The sequence below is a fragment of the Vibrio sp. TRT 17S01 genome (genome assembly GCF_050113695.1).
Taxonomy (GTDB): domain Bacteria; phylum Pseudomonadota; class Gammaproteobacteria; order Enterobacterales; family Vibrionaceae; genus Vibrio.
In genome coordinates this window covers 18,214-33,992 of sequence record NZ_JBNJOG010000017.1, presented here as the reverse complement: position 1 = coordinate 33,992, position 15,779 = coordinate 18,214, and the positions used below count along the sequence as shown (strand labels likewise).

Annotated in this window: 14 protein-coding genes; 2 read left to right on the top strand and 12 right to left on the bottom strand. The window is 45.7% G+C overall.

Annotation, left to right across the window (positions count from 1 at the left end):
* Positions 1-38: 38 nt before the first annotated feature.
* The 7 genes from ACQEXS_RS19330 to ACQEXS_RS19300 all read right to left on the bottom strand — a co-directional run bounded on the left by ACQEXS_RS19330 (position 39) and on the right by ACQEXS_RS19300 (position 8,563).
* Positions 39-1,019 carry an MDR family oxidoreductase gene (locus tag ACQEXS_RS19330; protein ID WP_427011769.1) on the bottom strand — a complete coding sequence of 327 codons (981 nt, stop codon included), beginning with the start codon at positions 1,017-1,019 and terminating at the stop codon, positions 39-41.
* A gap of 165 nt (positions 1,020-1,184) precedes the next feature.
* On the bottom strand, positions 1,185-2,714 hold the full coding sequence (gene ilvA / locus ACQEXS_RS19325) for a threonine ammonia-lyase, biosynthetic (RefSeq protein ID WP_427011768.1): 1,530 nt from the start codon (positions 2,712-2,714) through the stop codon (positions 1,185-1,187).
* 3 nt (positions 2,715-2,717) lie between these two features.
* Entirely contained in the window at positions 2,718-4,559 is a 1,842-nt protein-coding gene (gene ilvD / locus ACQEXS_RS19320) for a dihydroxy-acid dehydratase (RefSeq protein ID WP_427014885.1), read from the bottom strand.
* Positions 4,560-4,571: 12 nt separating this feature from the next.
* Entirely contained in the window at positions 4,572-5,519 is a 948-nt protein-coding gene (ilvE, locus tag ACQEXS_RS19315) for a branched-chain-amino-acid transaminase (RefSeq protein WP_427011766.1), read from the bottom strand.
* A 12-nt stretch (positions 5,520-5,531) separates the two neighbouring features.
* Positions 5,532-5,816 carry an acetolactate synthase 2 small subunit gene (gene ilvM / locus ACQEXS_RS19310; protein WP_427011765.1) on the bottom strand — a complete coding sequence of 95 codons (285 nt, stop codon included), beginning with the start codon at positions 5,814-5,816 and terminating at the stop codon, positions 5,532-5,534.
* Between the two features lies 1 nt (position 5,817).
* Positions 5,818-7,464, bottom strand: coding sequence for an acetolactate synthase 2 catalytic subunit (gene ilvG / locus ACQEXS_RS19305; protein WP_427014884.1), 1,647 nt, complete (start codon positions 7,462-7,464; stop codon positions 5,818-5,820).
* Positions 7,465-8,167: 703 nt separating this feature from the next.
* Positions 8,168-8,563 carry a hypothetical protein gene (locus ACQEXS_RS19300; protein ID WP_427014883.1) on the bottom strand — a complete coding sequence of 132 codons (396 nt, stop codon included), beginning with the start codon at positions 8,561-8,563 and terminating at the stop codon, positions 8,168-8,170.
* 441 nt (positions 8,564-9,004) lie between these two features.
* Between ACQEXS_RS19300 and ACQEXS_RS19295 the strand changes: the two genes are divergently transcribed.
* Entirely contained in the window at positions 9,005-10,528 is a 1,524-nt protein-coding gene (locus ACQEXS_RS19295; protein ID WP_427014882.1) for a YifB family Mg chelatase-like AAA ATPase, read from the top strand.
* A gap of 177 nt (positions 10,529-10,705) precedes the next feature.
* Entirely contained in the window at positions 10,706-11,587 is an 882-nt protein-coding gene (locus tag ACQEXS_RS19290) for an acyltransferase (protein ID WP_427014881.1), read from the top strand.
* Positions 11,588-11,618: 31 nt separating this feature from the next.
* On the opposite strand, the gene ACQEXS_RS19285 is transcribed toward ACQEXS_RS19290, so the two are convergent.
* From ACQEXS_RS19285 to ACQEXS_RS19265, 5 genes are all read right to left on the bottom strand, one after another.
* Positions 11,619-12,221, bottom strand: a complete 603-nt coding sequence (locus ACQEXS_RS19285; RefSeq protein WP_427011760.1) for a thiol:disulfide interchange protein DsbA/DsbL — start codon at positions 12,219-12,221, stop codon at positions 11,619-11,621.
* Positions 12,222-12,275: 54 nt separating this feature from the next.
* Positions 12,276-13,262, bottom strand: a complete 987-nt coding sequence (locus tag ACQEXS_RS19280; protein WP_427011790.1) for a serine/threonine protein kinase — start codon at positions 13,260-13,262, stop codon at positions 12,276-12,278.
* Positions 13,263-13,319: 57 nt separating this feature from the next.
* Positions 13,320-14,738, bottom strand: coding sequence for a cytochrome c oxidase accessory protein CcoG (ccoG, locus tag ACQEXS_RS19275; protein ID WP_427014880.1), 1,419 nt, complete (start codon positions 14,736-14,738; stop codon positions 13,320-13,322).
* A gap of 253 nt (positions 14,739-14,991) precedes the next feature.
* Positions 14,992-15,258 carry a YihD family protein gene (locus ACQEXS_RS19270; protein ID WP_367987731.1) on the bottom strand — a complete coding sequence of 89 codons (267 nt, stop codon included), beginning with the start codon at positions 15,256-15,258 and terminating at the stop codon, positions 14,992-14,994.
* A gap of 95 nt (positions 15,259-15,353) precedes the next feature.
* Entirely contained in the window at positions 15,354-15,545 is a 192-nt protein-coding gene (locus ACQEXS_RS19265; RefSeq protein WP_427014907.1) for a hypothetical protein, read from the bottom strand.
* Positions 15,546-15,779: the final 234 nt, after the last annotated feature.

Sequence of the window (15,779 nt, the reverse complement as noted above, 5' to 3'; positions counted from 1 at the left end):
ATGACCCGGCTTTGTTTATTCTATCGAAGAGTTAACGCTTATAGCTTGATAACCACACGACCAGTTACTTGGCCGTTTGTGATGTCTTCAGCGTATTTTGGTGCTTCTGCTAGTTCTACTTCAGTACAAGCTTGTTCGAAGTAGCTGTCTGGTAGTAGTTCAACCAATTTTTCCCATGCTGCAGTACGTTTTTCAAATGGGCATGAAACAGAATCCACACCTTGTAAACGAACGTTACGCAGGATGAATGGCATCACTGTGGTTGGTAGGTCAAAGCCACCAGCAAGACCACAAGCTGCGACTGCACTGTTGTAATCCATCTGCGCCAATACTTTTGATAATACTTTGCTGCCGACGGTATCAACTGCGCCAGCCCATACTTGCTTTTCAAGTGGACGCGCAGGCTCTTCAAATTCAACACGGTCGATGATGCGGCTAGCACCTAGCTTTTCTAGTAGCGGACCGTTTTGTTCAACACGGCCTGTTACCGCTGCCACTTTATAACCTAGTTGAGCCAGAAGTGTTACCGCAACTGAACCTACACCGCCACTCGCGCCAGTAACGAGGATTTCACCCGCTTCAGGTTTGATATCTGCATCAAGAAGAGCTTGTACACAAAGCATTGCTGTAAAGCCCGCCGTACCGACCATCATTGCTTTTTTGCTGTCGATCCCGTTTGGTAGTGGTACTAACCAATCCGCTTTTAGACGAGCACGTTGTGCCATACCACCCCAGTGGTTTTCACCCACGCCCCAACCCGTAAGGACGACTTTATCGCCAGCTTGGTAGCGAGCATCTTCAGAGCTCACCACAGTACCTGCTAGATCGATACCTGGTACCATCGGGAAGTTACGGATGATTTTTCCTTTACCTGTGATAGCAAGGCCATCTTTGTAATTGAGAGATGAATAATCCACATCAATCAACACGTCACCTTCAGGTAATTGCGCTTCTTCGATTTGTTCGATGGTCGCAATGGTACGTTTTTCTTCTTGGTTTAAGATCAGAGCGTTAAACATAACAGGTCTCCGCTGCTGGGCAGCAAACATTTAAAAACTGACAATGAGTGTAGTCTGAAATTAGGTATGACTAAAATGAAACTTTAGCATTATATGTATGCATAAGGCGCATTAACCAGGCGATGATTCAATAAAAAAGCCAGTCGGATGACTGGCTTTATCGATTCACGAAAGGAAAAACTTATAAGACGGATTGTCGGTTTCATCCTTGCACTGGTAACCCAACTCACGTAAGTGCGCGGAAAACTGTGACAGATCCGACTCATCTAACTCAAAACCACACAGTACGCGGCCGTAGTCGGCACCATGATTACGATAGTTAAATAAGCTGATATTCCAGTGTGTGCCTAGCGTACTTAGGAATTTCACCAGAGCGCCGGGGTACTCTGGAAACTCAAAGCTGTATAACCTTTCTTTGAGTGGTTTGGATGGTTTACCACCAATCATGTAACGAATATGAAGTTTCGCCATTTCATCATCGGAGAGGTCGACAACTGGGTAGCCACCTTCGCGCAGATCATGAATGATGTTATCCAGCTCTTCTTGACCACCTTGCAGACGCACACCGACAAAAATATTCGCCAGTGCGTCATCGTTATAACGGTAGTTAAACTCGGTTACCGCTCGGCCACCAATCAAGTTACAAAACTCAAAGAACGCGCCTTGACGCTCAGGAATGGTTACGGCTAATAGACCTTCACGTTTCTCACCCAGTTCGCAACGCTCAGAGACATAACGCAGACCGTGGAAGTTGGTGTTCGCACCCGATAAAACCGTACCTAAGTTTTTACCTTTAAGCTCATTTTGTTCGGCAAACTTCTTAAGGCCAGCGAGTGCAAGCGCACCAGAAGGCTCGGCAATCGCACGTGTGTCCTCAAAGATGTCTTTGACCGCAGCGCAGATTTCATCGCTAGATACTGAGATATGGCCATCAATGTATTTCTGACATAGACGGAATGTCTCTTCACCAATGCGCTTAACCGCAACACCATCAGCAAACATACTGACCTGATCGAGAACGACTGGTTCGCCCGCATCGAGTGCTGCTTTCAGGCATGCAGAGTCTTCAGGCTCAACGGCAATCACTTTGATTTCAGGCATCAACTGTTTCACCAGTACTGCGACACCTGCGGCTAAGCCGCCGCCACCGACTGGGACAAAGATATAATCAAGATGACCGTTTTGCTGCAGCATCTCCATACCAATCGTGCCTTGGCCAGCAATGACCAACGGATGGTCAAACGGAGGAACAAAGGTATAGCCATGTTCTGCCGACAAACGTTCTGCTTCCGCTTTCGCTTCATCAAAATTGCTACCGTGCAGAACAACATTACCACCAAAGCTGCGTACTGCATCGACTTTGATGTCTGGTGTAGTTTTTGGCATCACGATGGTGGTTTTAATACCCAGCTTAGTACCAGAAAGCGCCATGCCTTGAGCGTGGTTACCTGCAGATGCTGCAATTACACCTGCGGCTTTTTGCGCTTCAGACAGGCTTGCCACCATGTTGTAGGCACCGCGTAATTTAAATGAGTGCACGGGTTGACGGTCTTCACGCTTGATCTGCACATTGTTACCAATACGAGCAGCAAGGCGAGGCATCTCCTGAAGTGGCGTTACCGTTGCCACTTCGTAGACTGGAGCCCTTAAGATCTGGCGCAGATAATCTGCGCCAGTTTGCGATGTCAGAGTCATAAGCTAGCCCTCTAGCTTAGATTTATCTCGTACTGCACCTTTGTCAGCACTGGTTGCCATACTTGCGTACGCTTTAAGTGCAAATGAAACTTCACGTTGACGATCAATAGGCTTCCAGCCTAGTTCATCTTGTTTTGCACGGCGTTCAGCAAGCTCTTGTTCAGAAACTTCGAGGGAAATTGAACGGTTTGGAATATCAATTGCGATCATATCGCCTTGTTTAACCAGACCAATAGCACCGCCGTTTGCTGCTTCAGGAGAAGCGTGACCGATAGACAAGCCCGATGTACCACCAGAGAAACGGCCATCAGTCAGTAGCGCACACTCTTTACCAAGACCCATAGATTTCAGGTAAGTGGTTGGGTAAAGCATTTCTTGCATACCCGGACCACCTTTAGGGCCTTCATAGCGGATAACCACTACATCACCGGCTTTGACTTTGCCACCCAAGATGCCTTCAACGGCGTCTTCTTGGCTTTCGAATACCACGGCAGGGCCAGTGAATTTAAGAATGCTCTCATCAACGCCCGCTGTCTTAACAATACAGCCATCTAGTGCGATGTTACCTGACAGTACCGCTAGGCCACCTTCCTGGCTAAAGGCATTTTCCTTGGTGCGGATACAACCTTCCGCACGGTCATCATCAAGGCGATCCCAACGACAATCTTGTGAGAAAGCTTGAGTGGTACGGATACCAGCAGGACCGGCACGGTAGAATTTGAGTACGTCTTGGTCTTCGGTTTGGATAATGTCGTATTTTGCTAGCTGCTCTTTCATTGAAAGACCAAGTACCGTGCGAGCTTCATTATGAAGTAGACCTGCGCGGTCAAGCTCACCAAGGATAGCCATGACACCACCAGCGCGGTGTACGTCTTCCATATGATATTTCTGCGTTGATGGTGCCACTTTACATAGGTGTGGCACTTGGCGAGACAGGCGATCGATATCTTCCATATCGAAATCGACTTCACCCTCTTGCGCTGCCGCTAGCAGGTGAAGGATGGTGTTGGTTGAACCACCCATTGCGATATCTAACGCCATGGCGTTTTCAAATGCGTCAAACGTCGCGATGTTGCGTGGTAATGCAGATTCGTCATCTTGCTCGTAGTAACGACGGGTCAGTTCAACAATGCGTCGACCTGCATTGAGGAATAGCTGCTCACGGTCTGCGTGCGTTGCTAGCATTGAGCCGTTACCTGGCTGAGAGAGGCCAAGGGCTTCAGTCAGACAGTTCATTGAGTTTGCAGTAAACATGCCTGAACATGAACCACAGGTTGGACACGCACTACGCTCGATTTGCTCGCTTTGTTCGTCCGATACTTTCGGGTCTGCGCCTTGGATCATCGCATCGACAAGGTCGAGTTTGATGATTTGATCAGAAAGCTTGGTTTTACCTGCTTCCATTGGACCGCCAGAGACAAAGATCACTGGAATGTTGAGGCGCATTGACGCCATCAGCATTCCCGGAGTGATTTTGTCACAGTTAGAGATACACACCATCGCATCCGCGCAGTGTGCGTTGACCATGTACTCTACCGAGTCGGCGATCAGTTCACGTGATGGCAGTGAGTAAAGCATGCCACCGTGACCCATTGCGATACCATCATCGACCGCAATGGTGTTAAATTCTTTGGCGATACCGCCCGCTTTTTCGATTTCACGTGCAACCAGTTGACCCATATCTTTTAGATGCACGTGGCCTGGTACAAACTGGGTGAATGAGTTCACAACAGCGATGATTGGTTTACCGAAGTCTTCGTCTTTTACCCCAGTTGCGCGCCAAAGGGCACGAGCACCGGCCATGTTGCGACCATGAGTGGTGGTTGCTGATCTATATTTAGGCATCTTACTACTTCCTTATTTTGCCGCGTCTTCTGGGTATACGTAGTCCAACCAACCCCACTTATCTTCAGTGGTGCCATTGAATAGACCAAAGTAAGCTTCTTGTAGCTCTTTGGTAATTGGGCCGCGTTTGCCTGTACCCACTTCAATCTTGTCGATAGTCGCAACAGGAACGACCTCTGCTGCTGTACCTGTCATGAAGACTTCGTCTGCTAAGTAAAGGGCTTCACGTGCAATGTTGGCTTCACGCACTTCGTAGCCACGATCGCGAGCAATTGTCATGATCGAATCGCGTGTGATGCCAGGTAGGATTGCGCTGGTTGCTGGTGGAGTGGTGATCACGCCATCTTTAATCACAAAGATGTTCTCACCCGCACCTTCTGATAGGTAACCGTCAACACTGAGTGCGATACCTTCATCGTAGCCGTGGCGACGAGCTTCACCACCGACTAGTAGCGAAGATAGGTAATTACCACCCGCTTTTGCGGCAGTAGGAATGGTGTTTGGTGCAGCGCGGTTCCAGCTTGAGATCATCGCATCAACGCCTTTCTCTAGCGCTTCCTCACCTAGATAAGACCCCCACGGGAATGCGGCGATGATGAGATCCATTTCTGTACCAACGGGAGGACATACACCAAGACCGACGTTACCCACAAAACCGAGAGGACGAATATAAGCGTTGTCGAGTTTGTTTTGACGCAGCGTTTCGCGCGTTGCTTCCATGATTTCTTCCACTGAGTATGGAATTGGGAAGCGGTAAATTTTTGCAGAGTCTTTTAGGCGTTTAGCGTGCTCTAAATGACGGAAAACAATCGGGCCTTTTGGGGTGTTATAGCAACGAACCCCTTCAAATACGGAAGTTCCATAATGCATTGCATGAGTTAATACGTGAACGTTCGCTTCAGCCCATGGAACCATTTTTCCATTAAACCAGATAAAATCTGCAGTCGATTTTGTTGCCATTTATTGCCTTCCTTATGCACAAATCTTTTGTTGTAAATTGTTATTCGGTAGTTCGTCACTGGCGATTTGGGTGACTTCGACGGTACGCACATCCCATAGTTTTTCAATTTGTTTTGTGATGAATGAGATTGGGCGATCACTGTCGACGATGATTTCTACGCTAGCCACCTTACTTTCGTGGTTTTGCGTGGCAGCAACTTGTTTGATGATGAAGCCACGATGGCGGATCACACGAAGAACACGTTCTAACAGTACCGGTTTATCGTCGGCTTTGATGTCTAGTAGATATCTTTCCATTTTAGGTGTTCTCCAACATGTCCGTGTTTGATGCGCCGGGTGGTACCAGCGGCCATACATTTTCTTCTTCATCGATTAAAACATGAAGCAAGTAAGATGTTTTGCTTGCCAACATCTCTTTGAGGGCAGGTTCAACTTCTTCTTTCTTGGTGATGGTTTTACCCGGAATATCGAATGCTTTTGCCAACATGACGAAATCTGGGTTGTCATCGAGAATGGTTTCACTGTGGCGGCCATCAAAAAAGAGCGATTGCCACTGACGAACCATACCCAAACGTTGGTTATTCAATAAGACGATTTTTACCGGGATCTGACGACGTTTGAGAGTTCCCAGCTCTTGGACATTCATCATAAACGAGCCATCACCTGATATAAGTATCGACTGATCTTGTGGTCGTGCAACAGCTGCGCCCATGGCGGCGGGCAGTCCAAAGCCCATAGTGCCCAAACCCGCAGAGGTGATGAAGTTTTGTGGTTCTCGAGGTTGAATGTGCTGGGCAGCCCACATTTGGTGTTGACCCACGTCGGTAGAGACGATTGCACTGTCTGGCATCATGTCCGACAACTGCTTAAGTAATAGTGGCGCGTAGATAAGATCACCCGGGTGATCATAACGCCACTTAAAACCACTGCGTAGGCTTTCACTATGCTGTACCCATGGTGTGATATCTTGGCTCAGTTCTAGCTTGGGCAAGATATCGTTGATATCACCTCGAACGGGAGCATTGGCCTGACGCAGCTTGTGGAATTCGGCAGCATCAATATCAACATGAATGACTTTTGCATAGGGCGCAAAGGTATCAAGTTTACCGGTGACTCGGTCATCAAAACGTGCGCCGACGGCGATCAACAGATCACTTTCTTGCACCACTAGATTGGCCGCTTTAGTGCCGTGCATACCAAGCATGCCTAAATAATGAGGATCATGACGCTCAATGGTTCCGAGACCTTTTAAGGTACTGACTGCTGGCATTGGGTTAAGGCGCAGAAACTCACGAACTGCATCAGTGGCTTTACCTAACTGAACACCACCGCCCACATACAACACCGGGCGAGTACTTTGGGACAGTAACGCTTGAGCTTTAGCGATATCTTCATCGCTAGCCACTGGTAAAGCTGGGGGAGTAAAGGGAGGAAGAATGGAAACTGGTGCTTCACCAAGCTGAACATCTTTGGCGATATCGACAACCACTGGACCGGGACGACCCGTTTTTGCCACTTCAAACGCTTCAGCTAAGGTTGGTGCTAATTCGTTGATATCAGTAACTAGGTAACTGTGTTTAGTACATGACAGAGACATACCAATCACATCCATCTCTTGAAACGCATCCGTTCCTATAAGCGAGCTTGCGACCTGACCGGTGATAGCGACAATAGGCACAGAATCGAGTAGGGCATCCGCTAGGCCCGTCACTAAGTTGGTTGCGCCTGGTCCTGACGTTGCCATACAGACGGCCACATCTTGAGTTGAGCGAGCCATACCAATAGCTGCCATCGCGGCACCTTGCTCATGGCGACATAAAATATGCTCAACCCCACCATCATATAAGGCATCGTAGATTGGCATGATCGCGCCACCTGGATAACCAAATACGGTTTTGATTCCCTGTTGCTGTAAGGCTGCAACGACTAACTGGGCTCCTGTCATTACTTGCCTCCTAGACTACTGTTGTAGTTCTGTTTTGTTGTTTTGCACGTCATGTGCGCTCCCATTCTTCCTGTCACTTGGGGTAATCACACCCAATGAGTCGTATTTTTAAGTCTGCTAGTTGTAAAAAACCCCCGGACTTTTCAGTGCGGGGGTTTTTTTTAATCTTGTGTTTACTTCTCGCCCACAAGCCCCCGCGCGGTGCCAATAATGACCACGATAATCAGGAGAAGCAGTGTGTTTAGGCGAGTGTTAACGTTCATCGTTATTCTTTAATGTTGTGTCGCGTAAATATGGTACGAAAATGTTTGCGTCTCTAGTGGTAACACAGAATTCCGTTAAATGACAAGCAAAAAGTCATTCTTTTTTCACATTCTTTCAGCAACTGCCTATGCCACATAACAACTTCAATATGTAATAGCGTGTTTTTAATCATTGCAATGCATATGAGCTGAAAACGAAGCAAATAAGGTTGAAGGTAAATGGTGAGGCAAGAAAATGAGATTTCCTCATTTATTATCAGATAAATAAGTGAGCAGAGTTATTAACTAGAGTAAATAGAAATACTATTAATGCATTTGAGATACTTATTGTTTTCTGCGTGGGTTATTTGAAAGAATTATAAAACGTTATTCACTAATTCATTTTTATAGCGAAGAGAAAATAACGAGAAGGATAGCCTTCTCGCTACTTTTTACATCAATTATTTACATGACGCTGTAAAGCCATTGTTGATGCGATCTTGGCCTGTTGATTTCCCAGCTTCTAATAAATCTTTTTTCGCCTGTGAAAATGAAGTTTTTCCTGCAGAGGCTTTTGCAAGAATATTGGCCATTGTATTTACATTATCGGTATCACCGATAGAAGCATAATGAGCACCCAGTGCTAGTGCTGAAGCGCTAGCCATAAAGTCATTGTCGCTGTTTGCTTCTTGTTTTAGGTAAGCGATACCTGACATATCACAATGGTTCAATGCTTCATTTGCTTGAACAAACTTTTCACCAAGCACCATTTTTGCTGCAGACTCTTCAATGGTACTACAACCCATAAGTGTAGAAGCGGCAAGAATTGAAGCGACAAATACTTTAATGTTTTTCATATTATTTCCGTTTTATTAATTGATTAAATATAAAAATTAGATCAATTAAAATTGAGCTTAATTAAAAAAATACCTATATAAGATTCTATCCAAATTGGTATGCAGTCATTTCCTTTATTAATAAAAAAACAAATCCTCTCAAAACATTCAATAATGAAAATTGTTCTCAATTGCAATTCTTATTTTTGATGCATATTTTTAGAATATATCGTTAGCAGATTTTTACGTTTGAATTATAAATTGACGAATTGTTTATGGTTTGTTGGTTTTTTTGGCTTTTGTATTTTCGTTTTCAGAGGTCGTTTTCTGTGTTTTTGTCGGCTGTTCAGAAAATAACCATGCTTTTTCCATCTTATTTTTCTGGTTAGATCCGCTATACAACAACCTCTGAGTATGCGGAGTGATCACGCATTTAATACTGCTGTATGAATGGGGAATAGGATGGGATTAGCAATAGTGCATAGTCGTGCCAGTGTAGGTGTTGAGGCTCCAGAGGTGACGGTTGAAGTACATATTAGTAACGGCATGCCGGGGTTTACTTTGGTTGGGCTCCCGGAAACCACGGTGAAAGAGTCTCGCGATCGCGTGCGTAGTGCCATTATCAATTCCCGTTTTGAGTTTCCTGCTAAGCGGATCACGGTGAATTTAGCGCCTGCGGATTTACCAAAGGAAGGAGGACGTTTTGATTTGCCGATTGCGCTGGGTATTTTGGCAGCATCTGAGCAAATACCAACAACGAACTTACAAGGTAAAGAGTTTATTGGTGAGTTAGCTCTCTCTGGTGAATTGCGTCCCGTCAAGGGAGTATTGCCTGCAGCATTAGCGGCGATTCGAACTCAACGTAGTTTAGTGGTCCCCCATAATAATGGCGATCAGGCTGCACTAGTGGGGAAGGAATGCCACAAATCTGCACAAACATTGCTGGAGGTATGCAGTGATTTATGTGGTCAGCAGGCATTAGGTTTACACATCCAGCCTACTACAAAGGCCACTCCGCCATCGGGGCGAGACTTGCAAGACATCATTGGTCAGCAGCAAGGTAAACGTGCGCTAGAGATCGCAGCGGCGGGCAATCACAATCTGCTTTTTCTCGGTCCTCCCGGCACGGGTAAAACCATGCTAGCCTCAAGGTTGTGCGACTTACTGCCTGAAATGAGTGATGATGAAGCGATGGAGACGGCGTCTGTTGCTTCGCTCACCCAACAAGAGATCCATGCGAACAACTGGAAACAACGACCGTTTCGATCGCCGCATCATTCGAGCTCGATGGCGGCATTGGTGGGTGGTGGCACAATTCCTAGACCCGGTGAGATCTCTTTGGCGCACAATGGCTTGCTGTTTCTTGATGAAATGCCTGAGTTTGAACGTAAAGTGCTTGATTCGTTGCGAGAGCCGCTGGAGTCCGGCGAGATCATTATCTCTCGGGCACAAGGAAAAACTCGTTTTCCTGCTCGTTTTCAGTTGATTGGTGCCTTAAACCCCAGCCCGACGGGTTACCATGAAGGCGCTCAAGCTCGGACAAATCCACAAACGATTTTGCGCTACTTAAGCCGTTTGTCTGGCCCGTTACTTGATCGGTTTGATATGTCTTTAGAAATCCCGGCGTTACCGAAAGGCACTTTGGCAGAAGGTGGTGATCGCGGAGAAACTACACAAGCGGTGAAAGAGCGAGTGTTGATTGCGCGAGAGCAGATGTTAGCGCGTGCTGGTAAAGTTAATGCGTTACTGGGAAGTCGAGAAATTGAACACTATTGTCATCTAGAAAAAACCGATGCGCAGTTTTTAGAAACCGCTTTACATCGCTTAGGGCTTTCCATTCGCGCGTATCATCGGATCATCAAAGTGGCTCGAACGATTGCCGATTTAGCTGGCAGCGAAGCCATTCGCCGAGAGCACTTAGCGGAAGCGCTTGGTTATCGTGCGATGGATCGCTTATTGAAACAGCTTACCGCACAAGCGGTATAAAAGGTGGATCACTAACCCGTGCAAATAGTTTAATAATCACCATCTGTAATGGAATGCTCTTGATAGATAGATCAAAGCAACAAATCTGACCATATCATCAAAGATTCCAAACTCTGGTGGGGTTTGTATAATTACACGCTGTTTTATTGATCATTAACGCGCGCTTTATTAAATTCTATGCTGTCTTATCTGTTACTTGTATTGAATGCGGCTCTGGTTATCCTTAACTCCGCGTTTTGTTCTCTCGCTATTTGTATCATTGCTTTATTTAAGCTGATATTGCCCGGACAACGATTAAAAGCCTATGCCACAGCGATGGCAAATAAAATGATGTGGGTGTGGGCAACCGTCAATGCTTGGATTTTAAAAGCTTCGAATCGTGTTGAATGGGATATTCAAGGGGTTGAAGGACTTAAAAAAGACGCTTGGTATTTGATGATCTCTAATCACCTCAGCTGGACCGATATTGTTGTATTGTGCTGCGTGTTTAAAGACCGCATCCCCATGCCTAAGTTTTTTCTTAAACAGCAATTGTTGTATGTGCCGTTTATCGGTATGGCTTGTTGGGCACTTGATATGCCCTTTATGCGCCGTTACTCGCGTGAATACTTGCTGCGAAACCCGGCTAAACGGGGGCAAGACTTGGCAACGACGCGTCGTTCTTGTGCCAAATTCCGCAATACGCCTACAACGGTGGTTAATTATGTGGAAGGCACTCGCTTTACTGAGCAAAAGCAGGCGAAAAGTAAAGCGGGTTTTGAGTTTTTGTTACAACCCAAGTCTGGGGGAATTGCTTATACATTGGCGGCGATGGGGGAGCAATTTGATCATATTATCGATGTCACTCTGGCTTATCCCAAAAACACAAACAAGCCGTTTAAAGATTTGTTGATGGGGAAAGTGACGAAAATAGTGGTGCATACTGAGCTGCTGCCTGTGGATGAGAAAGTCACTGGTGATTATTTCAATGATAAGAAATACAAACGCCAGTTTCAGCTATGGCTGACGGATGTATGGCACAAGAAAGACCAAAAGTTAAAGCAAATTAATGAGCAATAAAAAAGGGAGCCTTGGCTCCCTTTTTGTTTGATTACTTTTGCGTGAGTAGGTAGTTAACCAGCTCAAAGTATTGATCCATTGAGAACCCACGTGGTGGTTGAACCAAAAACTTATTGTTCACGACAACGGCTGGTACGCCAGAGAGACCACTGTTTTGAAATTGCTTGTCAAAGCGGCGAACCATGGAATCAACAGCAAAGCCTTTGAAAGCAGCGTCAAACTTCTTCGCATCCACGCCTTCATCTAAGAAGATTTGACGTAATTCTTCATCATTCTTTGGTGCTTTACGCATGTTGTGAATGCGGTTAAACATCACTGGCACCATTTTATCTTCTACTTTTAGTGCAACCATAGTGGCATAGGCTTTACTCATGGATAAACCCATATTCCCGCCCATGAATGACACGTGATTCTTTTGCAGCTTGACCCCTTCAGGCAGCTGTTTCTTCAACTGCTGGATCACTGGCTCGAAGGTATTACAGTGTGGGCAGTAGAATGAGAAAAACTCAGTTACTACTGGTTTTTTTGAGGCTTCAAGGTTAAGCACTTTGTAGTGCTCACCCGCTTTGAATTGAGCGGCATGAGCGCTAAGGCTCATCATGAGAGTTGCAAAGAGTGCAAACAGCTTTTTCATTATTTTCTCCATAATAGTTATTCTGGTCTGCTTCCTGGTTCAATGAGCCTCAGTTTACCATTGAGGCAGCAGTGACAATGGCGGTTCATCCAATGCCGCAATTTGTTCCTTAAAAGCCAACACCTGACTCTCCCAATATTTTGCATCAGCAAACCATGGAAAAGCGACAGGAAATGCAGGATCTTGCCAGCGTTTTGCTAGCCATGCCATGTAATGCACCATACGTAGACCACGCAATGGCTCAATTAGTTTCAACTCTGAGTGGTCAAAGTCACAAAACTCTTGGTAGGCTTCCAAAATAATGTCGAGTTGCGCCAGTTTGTCATGACGTTCACCATTAAGCAGCATCCACAAGTCTTGGACAGCAGGACCATTACGTGAATCATCCAAATCGACAAACATGGGACCATCGCGCCAAAGGATGTTGCCCGGGTGACAGTCTCCATGGAGGCGAATGATCTGGCTGCTGTTTTGCCAGCGTTGCTCCAGTGCTTTGATCAGCAAATCCAAGTCATTGAAGAACGCATTTTCGAGATGCATCGGAATGAAACTTGATTGCTGTAAAATTTCTTTTGGCTGGTAGAGGTATTCGTGTAAACCAAGGGTTGGGCGATGTTGAAATTGGGTACGGCTGCTCACTTTATGGATGCGACCTAAGAAACGTCCAACTCCTTCTAACTGATCGAAATTATCCACCTCAAATTGACGTCCTCCCACGCTCGTAAAGAGGGCAAACCAGTAGCCTTGATAATGATGCAGGGTTTCGCCATTGATGCGCACGGGTGGGGCGACAGGGATTTCTGACTCGACTAATTCTAGCGTGAAGTCATGCTCTTCTTGAATTTGTGCTTGGCTCCAACGTTCAGGACGGTAGAACTTCACCACATAGCGTTGTCGCTCTTCGTCGGTGAACTGATAGACGCGGTTTTCATAGCTATTTAAAGGTAAAAAGCCAGACTCGGCGCGGATACCGATACTCTCCAAGGCATACCACATGAAATCTGGAGTTAAAGCATCAAAGTTAAAAGCAGTATTTGGCATAAAAACAAAAAGGCCCATTGCTGAGCCTTTTCCATTAAGTTTGGGTAGTCGGCCAGGCTAGAGTTTTTTGATAAAACGGCTTTCTACTTCAATTGTAAAGTCTTCGCTGTCCGACAGTATAAACTGAATTGTCGAAATTGGTGAGTTGAGACTATCAGGAAGAACTCCAAGACTCATTGGTAGATTCAATACTTCACCCGGCAGCACTTGCACCGTTTGTTTGCCATACCAAGAAACATCACTCAACCCAGTTACATCTAGCTTATATTGCTGGACTTGCTGAGTTTTATTGATGATTTTTAAGGTATAAGTATTCTCAACCTCGCCAGATGAATTGACTCGGAACAGCTGGTTGCGATCGCGTAATACGCTGAGCCCAGCCGGGTCGACGCTGGCGATTTGGACGAAGAATAAGGCAAACATAACCAACAACACAGCACCATAGCCAAGTAACTTCGGTCGCATGACCTTGGTATGGTGGCCAGATAAACGGTGCTCGGTGGTGTAGTTGATCAAACCTTTCTCATACCCCATGCGATCCATTGTGTTGTTACATGCATCGATACAGGCGCCGCAATTTATACACTCATATTGCAGACCATCTCGGATATCGATACCGGTAGGGCACACTTGTACACATAAATCACAATCAATACAGTCTCCCAAGCCCATGGTTTTAGGATCGGCTTTACGTGAGCGTGGGCCGCGTGCCTCACCGCGTTTGGCGTCATAACCCACGATAAAGGTATCTTTATCGAACATGGCAGATTGAAAACGCGCGTAGGGACACATATGGATACAGACGATTGAACGCATCCAACCAGCATTGGCGTAAGTACAGCCAGCAAAAAATAGCACCCAAAACACTGGCCAGAAGCTTGCCTCGAAAGTGAAAAAATTCACCACTAGCGCTTTCATTGGCACAAAGTAGCCAACAAAGGTCAGGCCGGTGATTAATGCAATGGCTATCCAAGCTAAGTGCTTAGCCGTTTTTCTAAGGATGAGTTTAAATGTGGGTTTGCTGGAATCTTGCTTACGCCTTTTGTTGGCACTGCCTTCTAATTTTTCCTCGAACCAGATGTACATAAAGGTCCAAACGGTTTGAGGACATAGATAACCACACCATACCCGACCTAAAAAGGTGGTAATGAAAAAGAGGCCAAAGGCCGCAATCATAAAGAGTAGTGCCAGCAGCGTAAGATCTTGTGGATACAGGGTGGTACCGAAAAAGTTGAATTGCTGATGGCCGATATCGAGCAAAATTGCTTGCCTTTCACCATAGGGAATCCATGGGGTGAGTGCAAACAGCAGCAGTAAAAACCAGCCACCATAGCGGCGAAGTTTTTGGAAAGTTCCTTTACTTTCTCGAACATAGATGCGGTTACTCGGATTAAAACGGTCGCCTTTGCTTTTGTGAGCTTTAGGGTTAAACGTTTTCGGAGTCACATCTTTGATGTCGATTTTATCCTGACTCATTGTGCTTCCTTCTTGGGCATGCGGTGTGATTTCTTTTGTTCACACTCTTTGCGACATTATTTAATAGTTTAGGAAAAGGTTGTGGCGAGCGATTATACAATTAATAACAATTTGATTTCTTTAACGCTATCAACCTTTAACAACAAAACAGAACTGCTGCTGTAATAAAACTTGGAATAGAGTTTTATGGGATTTGAGAGGTGGGGAAATAAAAAGCGCGTCATAAGTGACGCGCTTGACTGAGAGGGGGGGCTTACTCGATGATGCCGCGCGCTCGAAGGATCGCGGTTTTGAAGTCGTCTTCTTGGTCTTTTTTCAAACCAGGAATCATTTCATCTTTGCTGCTATTACGCATTTTTAGATGATAGATCAGAACGTCATCGGTTAAATCTTCTAGCTTACCGTCGTAACCCGCTTCATTTGCCAGCTTTACAATGAACTGCAGTAGGTTCATATCTTGATCTTTTTGCCATTCTGGCTCGAGCAGTTCGAGTAATTCCTCGATACGGTGACATTTCATGAGCTTTCTCCACAATAGTTATAATGATTTGCGGGTTAAGGTAACAAATCACCGCCGTGAAGGTAAGAAAAAAGCGCAGAGATCTGCGCTTTTAATTATGCAGCTTTAACCACTTTGTCTTGCGTAGACGCCAAGATGACATCACGTTCAACTAAAGTCATTGCTGGAGCCACTTTTTTTGCGACTGGCGCTGCGGCAAAACCACTGCGACGACGCATTGCACTACGGTTTGTGTGCGAAAACCTGACTGCTGTTGGGCGCATTAAGTTACCTAACTTGTCAGGCATATCCATTGCCAATGTAATGGCCTGATCAATTATGAGTTGAGCTTCATCGCTGAAGGGTGGCTCTTCTGGCTCTCGCCAATCCAAAGTAATCAATCAGGATTGATGATATGCATGCATATCAAGGATAGATTAGCACCATATAAGAATTTGATCGATATATCGTCAGCTATATTGCTGTGTGGCAACTAAAATTGTGTGAGATAAGTGGTAGCCATGAGACAGAAAAGCAGATTA